The sequence below is a fragment of the Moraxella sp. CTOTU48717 genome, from assembly GCF_032057165.1.
Taxonomy (GTDB): Bacteria; Pseudomonadota; Gammaproteobacteria; order Pseudomonadales; family Moraxellaceae; genus Faucicola; species Faucicola tetraodonis.
Map to the genome: position 1 here is coordinate 77,097 of NZ_DAMBBC010000004.1, position 15,135 is coordinate 92,231.

At 42.8% G+C, this 15,135-nt stretch carries 14 protein-coding genes; 11 read left to right on the forward strand and 3 right to left on the reverse strand.

Annotated elements, in window-relative coordinates; translation table 11 throughout:
• Positions 1-10 precede the first annotated feature (10 nt).
• Both RT084_RS03910 and RT084_RS03915 read left to right on the forward strand, forming a co-directional pair.
• Complete coding sequence (locus tag RT084_RS03910) at positions 11-664, forward strand: methyltransferase domain-containing protein (RefSeq protein ID WP_312383981.1); 654 nt, start codon at positions 11-13, stop codon at positions 662-664.
• 101 nt (positions 665-765) lie between these two features.
• On the forward strand, positions 766-1,131 hold the full coding sequence (locus RT084_RS03915; protein WP_309592967.1) for a hypothetical protein: 366 nt from the start codon (positions 766-768) through the stop codon (positions 1,129-1,131).
• 96 nt (positions 1,132-1,227) lie between these two features.
• On the opposite strand, the gene RT084_RS03920 is transcribed toward RT084_RS03915, so the two are convergent.
• Positions 1,228-2,445, reverse strand: coding sequence for an alpha-hydroxy acid oxidase (locus RT084_RS03920; RefSeq protein WP_309592966.1), 1,218 nt, complete (start codon positions 2,443-2,445; stop codon positions 1,228-1,230).
• Between the two features lie 188 nt (positions 2,446-2,633).
• A complete protein-coding gene (locus tag RT084_RS03925; protein WP_312383881.1) occupies positions 2,634-2,921 on the reverse strand; it encodes a glutaredoxin family protein in 288 nt (95 codons plus the stop codon).
• A gap of 130 nt (positions 2,922-3,051) precedes the next feature.
• Here RT084_RS03925 and mtgA point away from each other — a divergent pair, with 130 nt between their 5' ends.
• The 5 genes from mtgA to RT084_RS03950 all read left to right on the forward strand — a co-directional run bounded on the left by mtgA (position 3,052) and on the right by RT084_RS03950 (position 7,435).
• Entirely contained in the window at positions 3,052-3,792 is a 741-nt protein-coding gene (gene mtgA, locus RT084_RS03930; protein WP_409418402.1) for a monofunctional biosynthetic peptidoglycan transglycosylase, read from the forward strand.
• A gap of 87 nt (positions 3,793-3,879) precedes the next feature.
• Entirely contained in the window at positions 3,880-6,078 is a 2,199-nt protein-coding gene (gene ppk1, locus RT084_RS03935) for a polyphosphate kinase 1 (protein ID WP_312383884.1), read from the forward strand.
• 351 nt (positions 6,079-6,429) lie between these two features.
• On the forward strand, positions 6,430-6,633 hold the full coding sequence (locus tag RT084_RS03940) for a hypothetical protein (RefSeq protein WP_312383886.1): 204 nt from the start codon (positions 6,430-6,432) through the stop codon (positions 6,631-6,633).
• A 127-nt stretch (positions 6,634-6,760) separates the two neighbouring features.
• A complete protein-coding gene (locus RT084_RS03945; protein WP_312383887.1) occupies positions 6,761-7,117 on the forward strand; it encodes a hypothetical protein in 357 nt (118 codons plus the stop codon).
• A gap of 63 nt (positions 7,118-7,180) precedes the next feature.
• The gene (locus RT084_RS03950; RefSeq protein ID WP_312383889.1) at positions 7,181-7,435 is read left to right on the forward strand and encodes a hypothetical protein; all 255 of its coding nucleotides are present in this window, start codon (positions 7,181-7,183) and stop codon (positions 7,433-7,435) included.
• Between the two features lie 116 nt (positions 7,436-7,551).
• On the opposite strand, the gene RT084_RS03955 is transcribed toward RT084_RS03950, so the two are convergent.
• Positions 7,552-8,253 (reverse strand): MiaE family protein, encoded by a 702-nt coding sequence (locus RT084_RS03955; RefSeq protein ID WP_409418403.1) that lies wholly within the window; start codon positions 8,251-8,253, stop codon positions 7,552-7,554.
• Between the two features lie 215 nt (positions 8,254-8,468).
• Here RT084_RS03955 and RT084_RS03960 point away from each other — a divergent pair, with 215 nt between their 5' ends.
• The 4 genes from RT084_RS03960 (at position 8,469) to RT084_RS03975 (ending at position 15,129) form a co-directional block, all read left to right on the forward strand.
• Positions 8,469-10,646 (forward strand): malate synthase G, encoded by a 2,178-nt coding sequence (locus tag RT084_RS03960; RefSeq protein WP_312383891.1) that lies wholly within the window; start codon positions 8,469-8,471, stop codon positions 10,644-10,646.
• A gap of 240 nt (positions 10,647-10,886) precedes the next feature.
• On the forward strand, positions 10,887-11,990 hold the full coding sequence (locus RT084_RS03965) for a porin (protein WP_312383893.1): 1,104 nt from the start codon (positions 10,887-10,889) through the stop codon (positions 11,988-11,990).
• 401 nt (positions 11,991-12,391) lie between these two features.
• Positions 12,392-13,354 carry a porin gene (locus RT084_RS03970; RefSeq protein WP_312383894.1) on the forward strand — a complete coding sequence of 321 codons (963 nt, stop codon included), beginning with the start codon at positions 12,392-12,394 and terminating at the stop codon, positions 13,352-13,354.
• Positions 13,355-13,500: 146 nt separating this feature from the next.
• The gene (locus RT084_RS03975) at positions 13,501-15,129 is read left to right on the forward strand and encodes a CTP synthase (protein ID WP_065262630.1); all 1,629 of its coding nucleotides are present in this window, start codon (positions 13,501-13,503) and stop codon (positions 15,127-15,129) included.
• Positions 15,130-15,135: the final 6 nt, after the last annotated feature.

The following is a 15,135-nucleotide window of genomic DNA, read 5'->3' on the forward strand; positions in this document are numbered from 1 at the left end:
AGCAGCAATCATAGAAGATAACAACACGCTAACTGAACACTCGGTCAACGACGCCGAATTTTGGCAAAAACGCTATGATAATGGCTATACTGGGTGGGACATCGGTAAAATTTCGCCACCCCTGCAAGCCTATATCGAGCATTTACTCGACAACGGCGTGAGTAAATCGGTGCAGATTTTAATCCCTGGGGCGGGCAACGCCTACGAAGCAGGCTATCTTCACGAACAAGGTTTTAGCCATGTTTATGTGGTGGATTTTGCCAATCTCCCTTTGGATAATTTTGCCAAGCGCTATCCCAGTTTTCCCAAAACGCACTTGCTACAAGCGGATTTTTTTGGCTTAGACCCTGCGCAGTATCAGTTTGATTATATTATTGAGCAGACGTTTTTTTGCGCGATTGACCCCAGTAGACGCAGCGATTATGCCAAGCAAATGCAAAAGCTCCTCAAACCCACGGGTAAATTGGTGGGCTTGTTGCTAGATAAGCATTTTGAAAGCAATCCACCGTTTGGTGGCGACAAGCAAGAATATGAAACATTGTTTCAGCAGTTTTTCACCATTGATACACTGGCGCCTTGCTATAATTCAATTAAGCCCAGACAGGGTAGCGAATTATTTTTTATCCTAAGCCAAAAGAAGGTAGAGAACGCACGTATTTTTTAAGGGTTATACTACTAATCGTTAAACCACTAATTTTTCAACTGCTAATCGTTACCCTAGCATTTTTTTGGCGATACATACTGATACACATTGAGGCAATCAAAATGATGTTTCTTGAACTTCATGAAGGCACGATTGGTTTGAAGGATATGAAGCGTATCGTCCACAAGTTACTTGAGAACAAGGCGGTGTTTAGACAGTTAAGCCCCGAGCTTTACAGCGATTTGGCTTATATCATCACCCCGACGCTTGCAAGCGACCACAATGAAGCCAATATCCGTGCCAAATTTCGCGAAGTTGTACAAAATTTTGTGATTCAAGGCGACAATGGTCAGCCCATGCGGTTTTATCGTGATGAACAATTTAATCGCTTGTACTTTGGTGATGAAGCAGGCTGGAGAGAAGCGCAGGGTTTTGAAGCGCGGGAAATGGATGCAAGCCTGCTTCAAAAACAATTACCTAAGCTTTAAAATCAGCTTTAAAAAAAGCTGTTAACAAGAGGTTAGCAAAAGGACGGGCAAAGTGCACAAACACTTAACATCCGTCCTTCTGTTTGCTACGGTCAACTAAGTACGCTCTCGCACAATGAAGGGACGAGTCAGCAAGTCTTCATACGTGCCTTTGATGAGAATATCTTTGCTCACCTGTTGGATATTGGTATAGCCACCAAATGCCATACTGATGTCCATCTCGTTGTAGATAATTTCAAGCGCGCGGCGCACACCGTCCTCGCCATACGCCCCCAAGCCATACAAAAATGCCCGACCAATCATGGCGGCTTTTGCGCCAAGGGCAATGGCTTTGAGCGCATCTTGACCTGAGCGTACGCCACTGTCTAAGAAAATCTCGCAGCTAGTGGCATGGGTGCCACTTTCTGCTTGTACGGCTTGTACGATATCTGACAGCATTGAAATACTCGATGCCGCGCCATCAAGCTGACGTCCGCCGTGATTTGACACTACTATCGCATCGGCGCCACTGCGTACCGCCATCACAGCATCATCAGGGTCAAGGATGCCTTTGATAATAAGCTTGCCACCCCATAAGTCTTTGATCCATGCCACATCATCCCAGCTTAACGTCGGGTCAAACTGCTGCGACGTCCAAGCACCCAGCGATGACATGTTTTCCACGCCTTTGACATGTCCGACGATGTTGCCAAAGGTATGACGTCTGGTGCCGAGCATATGCAAGCACCATTCAGGCTTGGTCATGAGGTTTAGTAGGTTAGTGATAGTAGGCTTGGGTGGGGCAGACAAGCCATTTTTAATGTCTTTGTGTCGTTGTCCTAGCACTTGTAAATCTGCGGTCAAAATCAATGCCGAGCAATGGGCTGCTTTGGCACGGGCGATGAGATTTTTCATAAATTCACGGTCGCGCATCACATACAACTGAAACCAAAAAGGCGCCGTGGTATGGGTGGCGACATCTTCAATCGAGCAGATACTCATGGTGGATAGCGAAAAGGGGATACCAAATTTTTCTGCTGCCCGCGCCGCATGCATCTCGCCATCTGCCCACATCATCCCAGTAAATCCCGTGGGTGCAATGGCCACCGGCATGGTGACAGGTTGACCAATCATAGTGGTGGCTAGGCTACGTCCATCCATGTTGCGGAGCACTTTTTGGCGTAATTTGATACGGTCAAAATCGGTTTCATTATTGTAATAGGTCGTCTGCGTCCACGACCCAGAGTCTACATAATCATAAAACATACGCGGCACTTTACGCTCGGCCACGCGGCGTAAGTCTTCGATATGCGTCATTTTGGATAAGTCTTTCATGGTGTGTCCTTTGCAAAGGGGCTAGCTATGCTTTTAAAATAATACGCATAAGGATTATTAGGTTGCGATTTATCAGATTGCGATGCGAACAATGGGCAATAAGCGTTAAGGAGTTGATTATAAAAAAAATCTGCCAAGACATAATGAATTAAATTTTTAATATTATGCCAATAATCTATATTGGCTTTTCAGCTTAACGCCATAATATCCATGATGGAAAAAGGATAATATAAGGTCTTGGTAGCGGTGACTAGCACAGGTATTTTATCAGCAAATTCCAGCATCTCTTGTTCTGGTAACTCGGCAATATCAATCGACTGCCAGCGTATATCGGCAACGGCTTGTGCTTGACGCAATAAGCTTTCAGCGATTTCACACAGATGACAGCCCACTGTGCCATATAATCGCCAAGTAGTCGGCTCACCCATCATGTGATTGTGCGGATTTGTCATGTTTTGGGCGTCGAAGTCGGACATATTCTGCCTTAGCATATAGCCAAAAATGCCATAATACGTTATATTTTTAGCTTAAGCCATCGCTGCTTTTTGCCCCCGCCGTTAGGAATACACCGTGACCAAACCCGCTACCAAAAAAACTGCTACCAAAATGTCGATAAAGCCCAAACCTGTCAACACAGCTTTACCACCCACCAACCGTGGTATTGGGTTTGGCGGCTGGGTCAAGCGTATTTTGCTCATAGTCATTGCCTGTTTTGTTGCGTTTCATGTAATAGTTGCAGCCTTATTGGTTGTCTGGAAAACCCAGCCTATCAACAACAGCATGTTCATGATACTGTATCGCTTGGGCAATTTTGCCCCTGTCAGTCAGACCTGGGTGGATGATAATCAAATTTCGGTGAATGTAAAACGGGCGGCGATTGCCAGCGAAGATGCCAACTTTGTCAATCACGCTGGCTTTGATGTGCAGGGCATTGAGAATGCGATTAAGAAAAATGAAAAAGCGGGGGCTATCAGCGCGGGCGGCTCAACCATTAGCCAACAGCTTGCCAAGAATTTATTTTTATACCCCAATCGCTCGTATTTTCGCAAAGGCGAAGAAGCGTTAATTACCTTGATGATTGAAAATATGTGGACCAAAGAGCGGATTTTGCTTGCTTATCTCAATGTCGCAGAGTTTGGCAAAGGCGTCTATGGCATTGAAGCAGCCGCTCAGCACTACTATCATAAGTCGGCAGCGCATTTGACAAAGCGACAAGCCGCATCTTTGATTGCTATGCTACCTAATCCCAAATATTTTGAAGACAACCGTAATGACCGACGTCTGCTTAACAAAACCCAAATTATTCTACGGCGCATGGGTGCGGCAGATTTGCCCGACACGGAATAGTGAAGAAACTCATGTATCATTACACGCTTATCATTACATTGTTAACTTTACACTGTTAAAAATGCTTGACCATAAAAGGACTGTGCTATGCCAAACACTGCCAAACAAGACCAAACTAGCGAAGAGCATGTATCAGAAATTAATCCGATACTAGGATTTAACAGCATTTGCTACCCAAACGTGTTTGAATATCAACAAGACGATAGCGAGCTGTATTTTAATCGTGAATTGTCACTGTTACAGTTCCATCAGCGGGTACTCGCCCAAGCTACCAATCCTCGCCACCCACTGCTTGAACGACTGTTTTTCTTGATCATTTTTTCATCCAATTTAGATGAATTCTTTGAAATCCGTGTCGCGGGCTTGATGCAAAAAGTACAAATGGGCGATGTGGTGAGCAGCATCGATGGTATGCGTCCCAGTAAGGTTTTGTCATATATTTCTGAAATCGCCCATCATGCCGTGGATAAGCAATACCGTATTTTAAATGATGAAATTCTGCCTGCACTGGCGGAGCAAGACATTCGCTACCTAAAACGTGATGAATTGACCCCAGAGCAAGCCGCCTGGGTAAAAAAATACTTTGCTGAGCAAGTCGCGCCCGTGCTGACGCCGATTAGTATTGACCCTGCACATCCTTTTCCTAGATTGGTGAATAAAAGCTTGAATTTTATGGTGGGCTTAGAGGGCAAAGATGGCTTTGGTCGCGATATTAACATGGCGATTGTCCCTGCACCCCGAAGCTTACCGCGGGTTATTCGCTTACCCAATGAACTGACAGGCGGTAAAGAACATCACATCATGCTCACCGCAGTGATTCACGGGCATATCGAAGACTTATTCCCTGGCATGACGGTCACAGGCTGCCACCAATTTCGTTTGACGCGTAACGCCGATTTAGATTTATCGGATGATGTCGAAGACTTGGCGAAAGCGTTGGAAGGTGAGTTAGAGAACCGTCGATTTGGTGCCAAAGTGCGCTTAGAAGTGACCACCTATTGCCCACAGCCGATGGTGGATTATCTACTTGATGAGTTTGGTTTAAGCCAAGAGCAACTATACCGTGTCAATGGTCCTGTCAATCTGACGCGTTTGTTGTTTGATTTTAAAATCCCAAATTTGCGTTATCAGTCGTTTAATCATGCCATTCCCAAAGCGTTTCGCCGTGATAGCTTGGATAAAAATGAAAACGTATTTCATGCCATTCGTAAGCAAGATGTATTGGTGCATCATCCGTTTCATTCGTTTTCACCTGTGGTCAACATTTTGCGCCAAGCCGCCAATGACCCCCATGTATTAGCCATCAAACAGACCCTTTATCGCTCAGGGACAAATTCTGAAATTGTCCAAGCGTTGGCTGAAGCTGCGCGTAAAGGCAAAGAAGTCACCGCGGTGATTGAGCTGCGTGCGCGCTTTGATGAAAAATCCAACATTGAAGTAGCAAACTTTCTGCAGCAGGCTGGGGCAGTGGTGGTGTATGGCATCGTAGGCTACAAGACCCACGCCAAGCTGATGATGATTGTGCGCCGTGAGGAAGATAAAATCCGCCGCTATGTGCATTTGGGCACAGGCAACTACCATGCGGGCAATGCCAAAGCTTATACCGACTATGGTTTATTCACCGCCAATGAAGCAATCACCGAAGATGTGCATAAAATCTTTAACGAACTCACAGGCATGGGCAAGCCAGCCAAAGTGCAAAAACTACTGCATGCCCCCTTCACCTTACATGACAGACTCATGGGCTTTATTGACAACGAAATTGCCCATGCCAAAGCAGGCAAAGAGGCGCACATTATCATCAAGGTCAATGCGATGACCGAAAAATTACTGATTGACAAGCTATATGAAGCATCGCAAGCAGGCGTTAAAATCAATCTGATTATACGGTCTATGTGTTGTATTCGTCCGCAATTACCCGGCGTATCCGACAATATCACCGTGCGCTCTATCGTCGGGCGTTTTTTGGAGCATACCCGCGTGTATTATTTTGCCAATGGGCATCAAAATCCCAATGCTAATGGCAAACGCACCCACCGTTTATATTGCGCCAGTGCAGACTGGATGGATCGCAATTTATTTAGCCGTGTTGAAGTGGCTTTCCCCATTGAAGACCCCATCGTCTTTAAACGCATTATGGAAGATTTGCACAATTATCTCAAAGACAATGTCAATGCATGGGAGCTTGATGCCAAAGGTACATGGCGAGCGATTACCCCTGGTGAAGGTGAAACAGCATTCTCGGCACAAGATTATTTATTAACCAAAATCACCAGAAAAAGCTAATTTTGCTAGTCACGAGTTTTGAGTTAATTGCACCGCTATCTATAGAAGATGGCGGTTTTTTTGTTGATGACCGCGTTGATTTACACCCAACGTCCAAAATTTACCGAATGGTAATAAATCTGCCAAAATTTCACACAGCTAAACACTTATCACATAGTGATAACAGCTTGTTACGCGAATACTTATCACTAACCGCCTTTATTTGCTACTATCAAATCATGAAATTATAAGTATAAAAGCGATTGAATTGGCTATTTTTTTTACATAAATTTAATCGCGTTCTATTTAAAAGTCTTTGATTAAAATCTTTGACTTGAATTGGTACTAATAAAAAACATAAGGAAAATTACCATGTCACAGAATCAAGCACAAAACCAATCACAGAATCAACCAAGCAACCAAACCGAGATTCAAAAAGCGACAGAAAATGTGGATCCCAGTCAATTATCAGAAAATTTGGACAAGCAAAATAGCGTGAAAGGTGAACCACAAGACTTAGATCAAAATGAAAACACCCCGTTTATTGACGACTCATTGCGTACTGACAACCACTAGGATTTTAATTGTTAAGCTTTTGAATACTAAGCTTTTAATCATTCAGTTTTGATTGACTAATTTATACAGCTCAACTTATAAAAATAATAACTTATTGAGCGATAACAATTAATTAAAGGAATAAAAAATGCAAAATAATCTAGAGAATAACGTAGAAATTGTAGATCCAAAAACAGGTGTCGCTGTGACCCCGCAAGCCGTCATAGTAGAAGACAGTGTCACCCACCAATCGGGTGATGGATTAACCACAGGCATGTCACCGTCAATGGAAACGCCCGATATTTTTGATAATACCCCACAAGCGGCGGTGAAAGTCCAATCCGCAGAAGACGTGGTGAAGGGCGAATTATCGGATGAAAATGTGGCACGTATTTCTGAGGAAGAGGCGCAGAAATTACAGCAAACTGCCCAAGCCAATCTCAATGCAGAAAATTCACTTCATACGTTATCAGATGGTAGTGTAGATATCGACCGAGATCACTAATTTTCGATATCATTAAGTTAGGTTTAAGCATTTTATTGCGTTGATACCCAAAAAGGAATGACCATGAATTCACCAGAAGCACAAACCAAACACGTTAACTTAGGCGATAAGTCTGCCGAGTTCGTCGATCGTCGTAACCAACCGGGACAAGCGTTTGACGATAATGTCAATGAACATACCCTTGGTAGGGACGCGGTTGGTAATGACCAGCTAAAAAGCGATACCATTAACGAGCGCAATCTTTATACTACCCCAGAAAATGCCCAAAAACGCACTATAAATCCTGATGGCTCTATTCCAAGCGTTGGTAGTGAGTGAGAGTAAGTGGCAGTGAGTCAGTTTAAGGATTAAATTGTAATAGCTAACCATCCACCCCATTTGATGGTTAGCTTTTTTTATCGTTACAGTCTACAAAAACCTCACGCAATCCAACCTCACGCAATCCAACTGGGTACCCCACTATGAAAGCGTAATTCATCATCGGTTTCATTGATAAGCTGCGCTTCTACTTGACGAAAAAACGCCACCCGCGCATCAATGGGCTCGTCACTGATACTTTGCGCCAATGCCAAATAATCTTCAAAATGACGACTTTCTGATTTTAGCAAATAGCGATAATATTTTGCCAAACGCTCATCCTCAATCACTTGTGACAGTGCCCAAAAACGTTCACACGATCGGGCTTCGATGAAAGCACCAATAATTAAAGTGTCTATCATCGCTTGCGGCTCGTAAGTGCGTTTATGTTTGAGCATACCTGCGGCGTAGCGACCTGCAGCAATATGTTGCCACGCTTGTCCACGCTCTGCCATCAATCCCATCACTTGCTCATAATGGAGCATTTCTTCTCGAATCAGCTGAGCAAGCTTTAACTGCAGCTCGGTATGCGACATATAGCGAAAAATCAAATTCATCGCGGTGCCTGCGGCTTTTTTTTCACAATTGGCATGATCTTGGATGATGGTCGGCAAATCTGCCATGGCGGCTTTGAGCCATTTATCCGACGTCGTACAACCCAAAAACGCCAAAACAGGGGTGATATCAATGGGTTTTGGCTGATAGACAGAGTTATCGTTATCCAAGTCAATGACGGCTAAGTCATCAAAACTGCCGTCCGTTTGTACTGGGTTGTTGATAAGAGCGGAATTTGACAAGGGGTTACTCACTTATTGGCACGTTAATAAAATGATATTTTACCAAAAATCAGCGATAAAACCCTTAGCACAAAAATTTATATATAACGATTATTTAAAAAATAAATAGTTTTTATTTCTTTATTTTTATAAATGATATTCGTATAATCAAATGTGAATTTTTTGCTATTTTAGGTCAAAACATAAGGAAAAATGCCATGTCAGAACGCGTTCAAAAGGGTAGTCTAGCGATTGATACACAGCTTTATAACTTCATTGCCAATGAAGTTACGCCAGTCGTGGGCATCGATAACGAAAAATATTGGCAAGAATTTGAAAAAATTGTCCAAACATTCCAACCCCGTAATAAAGCATTGTTGGCAAAACGTGACGAGATTCAAACCCAAATCGATGACTGGCATGACAAAAACCCCGCTAACAACGGTCAAATCGACAAAGCCGCTTATACCCAATTTTTAAAAGACATCAACTACATCGTGCCAGAAGGCGATGACTTTTTGGTTGAGACCCAAAACGTGGATGACGAAATCGCCCATATCGCAGGCCCACAGTTGGTGGTACCTGTACGCAATGCCCGTTATGCGCTAAACGCAGCAAATGCGCGTTGGGGCAGCTTGTATGATGCGCTATATGGTACCGATGTCATCGATGAAACCAATGGCGCAGAAAAAGGCAAAGGCTACAACCCTGTTCGTGGCGGCGAAGTTGTAAAATACGCCAAAAACTTCTTGGATAGCAATTTTGCCTTAGCTGAGGGTCAATATGCTGACGTCACTGGTTTTAAAGTTGAAGACGGTAAATTAGTGATACGCCAAGGCGATAAAACCACCTCACTAGCCCAGCCAGAAAAATTCGCAGGTTTCCTAGGCGACGCGGCCAATCCAACGGGTATTTTACTGAAAAATAACGGCTTACATGCCGAAATCCAAATCGACCCATCAAGCCATGTGGGTAAAGATGACCCTGCAGGCATCAAAGATGTCTTGATGGAAGCCGCGGTTACCACCATTCAAGACTGTGAAGACTCAGTCGCTGCCGTTGACGCTGAAGAGAAAGTAGAAGTATATCGCAACTGGTTTGGGTTGATGAAAGGCGACCTGAAAGACAGCTTTGAAAAAAATGGCAAACAAACCACTCGTACCATGAACCCCGACCGTGAATACACCGCGCCAGATGGTGGCAAAGTTACCCTGCACGGCCGTTCAGTGATGCTAATTCGCAACGTCGGTCACTTGATGACCAACCCCGCGATTTTAGTCGATTTTGAAGGTCAGCAAGAAGAAATTTATGAAGGTATTATGGATGCGCTAATCACACCACTGTGTAGCCTGCCAGATATCTTGGGTAAAAACAGCTTAAGCAATTCACGTACAGGTTCAATGTATATCGTAAAACCAAAAATGCATGGCCCTGAAGAAGTACAATTTACAGTTGACTTGTTTGCCGCGGTTGAAAAAGCGTTAGACCTACCCGAGAATACCTTAAAAGTCGGTATCATGGATGAAGAGCGCCGCACGACCGTTAACTTAAAAGAATGTATCCGCGTTGCCAAAGACCGCGTTATCTTTATTAACACAGGCTTTATGGATCGTACCGGTGATGAGATGCACACCAGTATGAAAGCCGGTCCCTTTGTCCGTAAAAACGACATGAAAAATACCGATTGGCTCAATGCTTATGAGCGTTGGAACGTAGACATAGGCGTCAAATTAGGTCTACCTGGTAAAGCGCAAATCGGTAAAGGTATGTGGGCAAAACCTGACAACATGAAAGAAATGGTTGCCACCAAATCCAACCATCCAAAATCAGGCGCGACTTGTGCGTGGGTACCATCACCCACAGGTGCTACGCTTCACGCCATGCACTACCATGAAACCAACGTCATGGACGTGTTAGATAATATCAAAGACCGCGAGCCTGCCAAGCTAGATGACATTTTGACCGTGCCACTTGCTACGGATACCAACTGGACAGATGAGCAAAAAACTGCCGAGCTTGAAAACAACATTCAAGGTATTTTAGGATATGTAGCGCGCTGGGTTGACCAAGGCGTTGGCTGTTCTAAAGTACTGGATATTGACGACGTTGCCTTGATGGAAGACCGCGCTACCTTGCGTATTTCTAGCCAGCACGTTGCCAACTGGTTAGCGCATGGGGTCGTGACACCACAACAAGTGGATGACGTGCTCAAACGTATGGCAAAAATGGTCGATGAACAAAGCAAAGACGATCCGGCTTATATCCCAATGGCAAATGACTATAACACTTGGGCATACAATGCAGCTCGCGATCTTATCTTTAAAGGTACAGTACAACCCAGCGGATATACTGAACCATTACTACATCAAGCACGACTAAACTTAAAAGCAAAATAAGTTTTTTATTTAGCAAAGATATTAACATCATAAAAACCATCAGATTTGTAACTGGTGGTTTTTTTATGGCATAAAAATATTGCAAAATGTTTCAGAATGAATTACTCTAATTTCACAATTAAATTTAGATTCTGTTAACTGTTTCATTGTTTTGTAACAAATTGTTGGCAAAATCTATCTATACAAAAGAATTGCTACGCATCTGTGTAGTTTTACCTAGGATATTGTGGAGAAATCCTTATGAAAAAAATCGCAATCGCTTCAGCCATCGCTTTAGCTTCAATCACTGCTGCCCATGCTGCGCCAACTGTATATGGTAAAGTCTTATTAACTGGCGAATATACAGATGTTGATGATAAAACTGCTAAAAATGATGATACTTCTAGTACAAAATTAGTCTCTAACTCTTCACGTATTGGTTTTAAAGGTGAAGATGATCTTACTGATACGACTAAATTAGTCTATCAATTGGAATACGGTATTGATGTTGATGCTGATACAAATGGTAAAAATCAATTTTACTCACGTAATACTTTTATTGGCTTAGCCCACAATACAATGGGTACTTTACTTGCCGGTCGTCATGACACACCATTTAAACTAACTAAAGGTAGTGTTGATGTATTCAATGATTATGACAATGTAGCGCTAGGCAAGCTAATGGCAGGTGAACAACGTGCTAACAATGTGATTGCTTATAAATCACCAACATTGGTAGGTACGCCAGTTACTTTTTTAGGCGCGGTGAGCCTCGATGAATGCTCTAAAAATGATGATGATAAATGTGTAGCTACGCCAGCTGTTGCAGCCGTTGCACCACAAGCGATTTATGATGTGACTGGTAAAGATATTATTGGTTACACTAAAGGTACACCAGCTAAAGCTGCCGTCTATCGTGACAAGAAAAATGCTTACTCTGCAATGGTAAACTATGACCAAAATGGTGTATATATCGGTTTAGGTTATGACAATTCAGTATATGGTAAAGATACAAGTGGATGGCGTTTAGCGGGCTCAGTAGACATGGGCAAAATGAACATGGTTGATGGTCTAACACTGGGTGCGCTATATCAAAATTATGACTTTAACACTGATGATAATGAGAAATCATGGCTGTTAAGCGGTAAATACAAAATTGGGGCAACGCCATGGGCGGTTAAAGCACAATATATTGACACTTCAAACCAAAGTGGCGTGAAAGACCGTGATGCTACTGAAGTTGCGTTAGGTGCTGAATATAGCTTTAACAAAGCTACCAAAGGTCACTTGTACGCTGCACAAATCGATACTGATAATGTTTCAGATAGAACAATCGTGGGTGGTGGCTTAGAATATAAGTTCTAATATATCTAACTTTTAGATTGCTGTAAAAGCTAACTAATTTTTTAGTTAGCTTTTTTATTTTCATTAACGCTAAAAAATTAATTAAAAAAAATATGATTTAATACTAGAAAGAATATTATGTCACTAAGATTAAAAATAAACTTACAATCACGTAAAAATTAAAAAAACTATTGCAAAATATTTCAAAATTGTTATCCTAGTAGTTAGAAGTATGTTTTTAGTAATTAGTACGAATAAAATGTAAATATATTCATACTTTATTGCTAGACTTATACAGTTAATAGTTGACGCTATTAATAATAATCAAAGTAAAGATTTTCTTGCTTTGGTCGTTCGGAGAGGTAGTGGTGCTGACAAGTCACCAGTTATCTAAAATTTGTTTTTCCTGATAGAGATGTCCTATGAAAAAATTACTTTTAGCCACAGCCGTCGCTGCACTTTCAGTTTCTGCTGCCCATGCTGCTCCAACTGTTTATGGTAAAGCGTTAGTTACAGTTGATTATTCTGATTTTGACGATGAATCAACCACTAAGTTGAATTCTACTGCCTCGCGTATTGGTTTTAAAGGTGCCGAAGCACTAACAGCTAATACTGACTTGGTATACCAATTAGAGTATGGTGTTGAAATTGATAGTGACAACGGTGGCACTGTGAAAGGCAAATCACAAAATCAATTTCATTCACGTGACACTTATTTAGGTCTATCTAACAAACAATATGGTACTTTGGTTGCTGGTCGTTTGTCTGCAATCGATGACAACATCAATTACGTTAGCCAAACTGTAGGTCAATACGACGGTTTCAATGCGGCCTCTTGGGATGGTGACCGTGTAAACAATGCGATGGCTTACTTTTCACCAGCCTACAACGGTCTTCAATTCATGGGTATGTATGCATTTAAAGAGGATAACGCATCTGATTTACCCACAGATGCAGAAGCGTTTGGTGTAGGTGTGAAGTATGAACCAGCAAATCAACCATTCCGTGCTGGTGCAACCTACATCAAATCAGGTGATTTCAATACTACTCGCTTAAGCGGTGCCTATGACTTAAATAACCAAATTGGTCTTGGCGCATTGTATCAAATCACTGATTTAGACACTAGTGACAAAGAAAACTTGGCTGCAATAAGTGCAACCTACAAAACTGCAACGCCTTGGACAGCCTACGCGCAAGCTGAAATGACCTCAAATGTTGGCGGTGTTGATGGTAAGGACGCACAGCGTTTAGTATTAGGTGGTAAGTATGCATTCAATGCCAATGCAACGGGTCATGTATACGCTGGCTACTCAAATCTAGAGCAAGAAGGTCAAGATGACCGAGACGGTTTTGGTATCGGTACTGGTATCGAATACAAATTCTAATCTTTACTAGAATTTGCTATCAAAAAATCCACTCAGCGATGAGTGGATTTTTTTATGCCAATCAATGAATTGATAAAAATAATTTTTTGCTAAACCTAGGCATTTTCGAGTAAAATTCTTTTTTACCAACGAGCGAAATAGATAACATGACAAAATTCATCTTTGTAACTGGCGGTGTCGTTTCTTCACTTGGCAAAGGTATCACCGCTGCATCGGTAGCTGCGATTCTTGAGGCGCGTGGTCTGAAAGTCACCATGACCAAAATGGACCCTTATATCAATATTGATCCAGGTACAATGAGCCCGTTTCAGCATGGTGAAGTGTTTGTTACCGAAGATGGCGCAGAGACTGACCTTGATTTGGGCTATTACGAGCGTTTTTTACGCCACTCAAAAATGACGCAGCGCAACAACTTTACCAGCGGGCGTATTTATTCGGCAGTGATTGAGAAAGAACGTCGCGGTGATTATTTGGGTGGCACGGTACAGGTCATTCCGCATATTACCGATGAAATCAAAGCGCGTATCCGTGCCAGTGGCGAAGGCTACGATATTGCGATGATTGAAATCGGTGGTACTGTCGGTGATATTGAAAGCTTGCCATTCATGGAAGCGGTGCGTCAAATGCAAGTTGAACTTGGCCGCAACAATGCGATGCTGATGCATTTAACCCTCGTGCCTTATATCGCGAGTGCAGGCGAGAGCAAAACCAAACCAACCCAGCACTCAGTCAAAGAATTACGCAGCATTGGCTTGCAGCCTGATGTGTTAATCTGTCGTAGTGAACACGCCATTAGCGATGATAATCGCCTAAAAATTGCATCGTTTACCAATGTTGAGCAACGTGCCGTTATTCTTTGCCCAGATGCCAAATCTATTTATCAAATTCCAAGTATCCTGCACGCGCAGCATTTAGATGATTTGATTTGTGAGCGCTTTGGGTTAGATACGCCAGAGGCGGACTTGAGTGATTGGCACCAGTTTACCCAAGCGTTGTTAAATACCCAAGAAACCGTCACTGTGGCGATGGTGGGTAAATACGTCGAACTGCCTGATGCCTATAAGTCAATCAATGAAGCCTTGCTACATGCGGGCGTGGCAAACAATGTCAAAGTCAATATTGACTATGTCGATGCCGAAAAACTTGAAAACGATGACAGCCTGTTTGAGCATATTAAATCCGCCGATGCTGTGCTTGTCCCTGGTGGATTCGGTGAGCGCGGCACCTTGGGTAAAATGAAAGCAATTCGCTATGCCCGCGAAAACAATGTGCCTTATTTGGGAATTTGTTTGGGAATGCAATTAGCCGTCATTGAGTTTGCGCGCAATGTATTAGGTCTTGACGCCAACTCAACAGAGTTTGATAAAAAAACCAAAGCGCCATTGATTGGTTTGATTACAGAATGGTTTGATGAAAAAGGTGAACTACAAGTACGTAGTGACGCCTCGGACTTAGGCGGTACCATGCGTTTGGGTGCCCAAAAAGCCGAGCTTGTGGAAGACAGCAAACTGCGCCAAATCTATGGCAGTCCTGTGATTACTGAGCGCCATCGTCACCGCTATGAAATGAATGGTCGCTATATCGAACAGCTGGAAAATGCCGGTATGAAAATTTCTGGTTATTCAGCCAAACAGCATTTGGTTGAGTCAGTAGAGATTGCCAATCACCCTTGGTATGTGGCGGTACAATTCCATCCAGAATTTACCAGCCAGCCACGCGGTGGTCATCCATTGTTCAATAGCTTTGTTGCGGCGGCGAAACAAACCAAAAAATAGTATTTA

Excerpts from the sequence above, each read along its gene's own strand:
- mtgA (WP_409418402.1), top strand. The coding sequence starts at position 3,052 with ATGTCGATAAAGCCCAAACCTGTCAACACAGCTTTACCACCCACCAAC.
- ppk1 (WP_312383884.1), top strand. The coding sequence starts at position 3,880 with ATGCCAAACACTGCCAAACAAGACCAAACTAGCGAAGAGCATGTATCA.
- RT084_RS03940 (WP_312383886.1), top strand. The coding sequence starts at position 6,430 with ATGTCACAGAATCAAGCACAAAACCAATCACAGAATCAACCAAGCAAC.
- RT084_RS03965 (WP_312383893.1), top strand. The coding sequence starts at position 10,887 with ATGAAAAAAATCGCAATCGCTTCAGCCATCGCTTTAGCTTCAATCACT.
- RT084_RS03975 (WP_065262630.1), top strand. The coding sequence starts at position 13,501 with ATGACAAAATTCATCTTTGTAACTGGCGGTGTCGTTTCTTCACTTGGC.
- RT084_RS03945 (WP_312383887.1), top strand. The coding sequence starts at position 6,761 with ATGCAAAATAATCTAGAGAATAACGTAGAAATTGTAGATCCAAAAACA.
- RT084_RS03970 (WP_312383894.1), top strand. The coding sequence starts at position 12,392 with ATGAAAAAATTACTTTTAGCCACAGCCGTCGCTGCACTTTCAGTTTCT.
- RT084_RS03920 (WP_309592966.1), bottom strand. The coding sequence starts at position 2,445 with ATGAAAGACTTATCCAAAATGACGCATATCGAAGACTTACGCCGCGTG.
- RT084_RS03915 (WP_309592967.1), top strand. The coding sequence starts at position 766 with ATGATGTTTCTTGAACTTCATGAAGGCACGATTGGTTTGAAGGATATG.
- RT084_RS03960 (WP_312383891.1), top strand. The coding sequence starts at position 8,469 with ATGTCAGAACGCGTTCAAAAGGGTAGTCTAGCGATTGATACACAGCTT.
- RT084_RS03950 (WP_312383889.1), top strand. The coding sequence starts at position 7,181 with ATGAATTCACCAGAAGCACAAACCAAACACGTTAACTTAGGCGATAAG.
- RT084_RS03925 (WP_312383881.1), bottom strand. The coding sequence starts at position 2,921 with ATGTCCGACTTCGACGCCCAAAACATGACAAATCCGCACAATCACATG.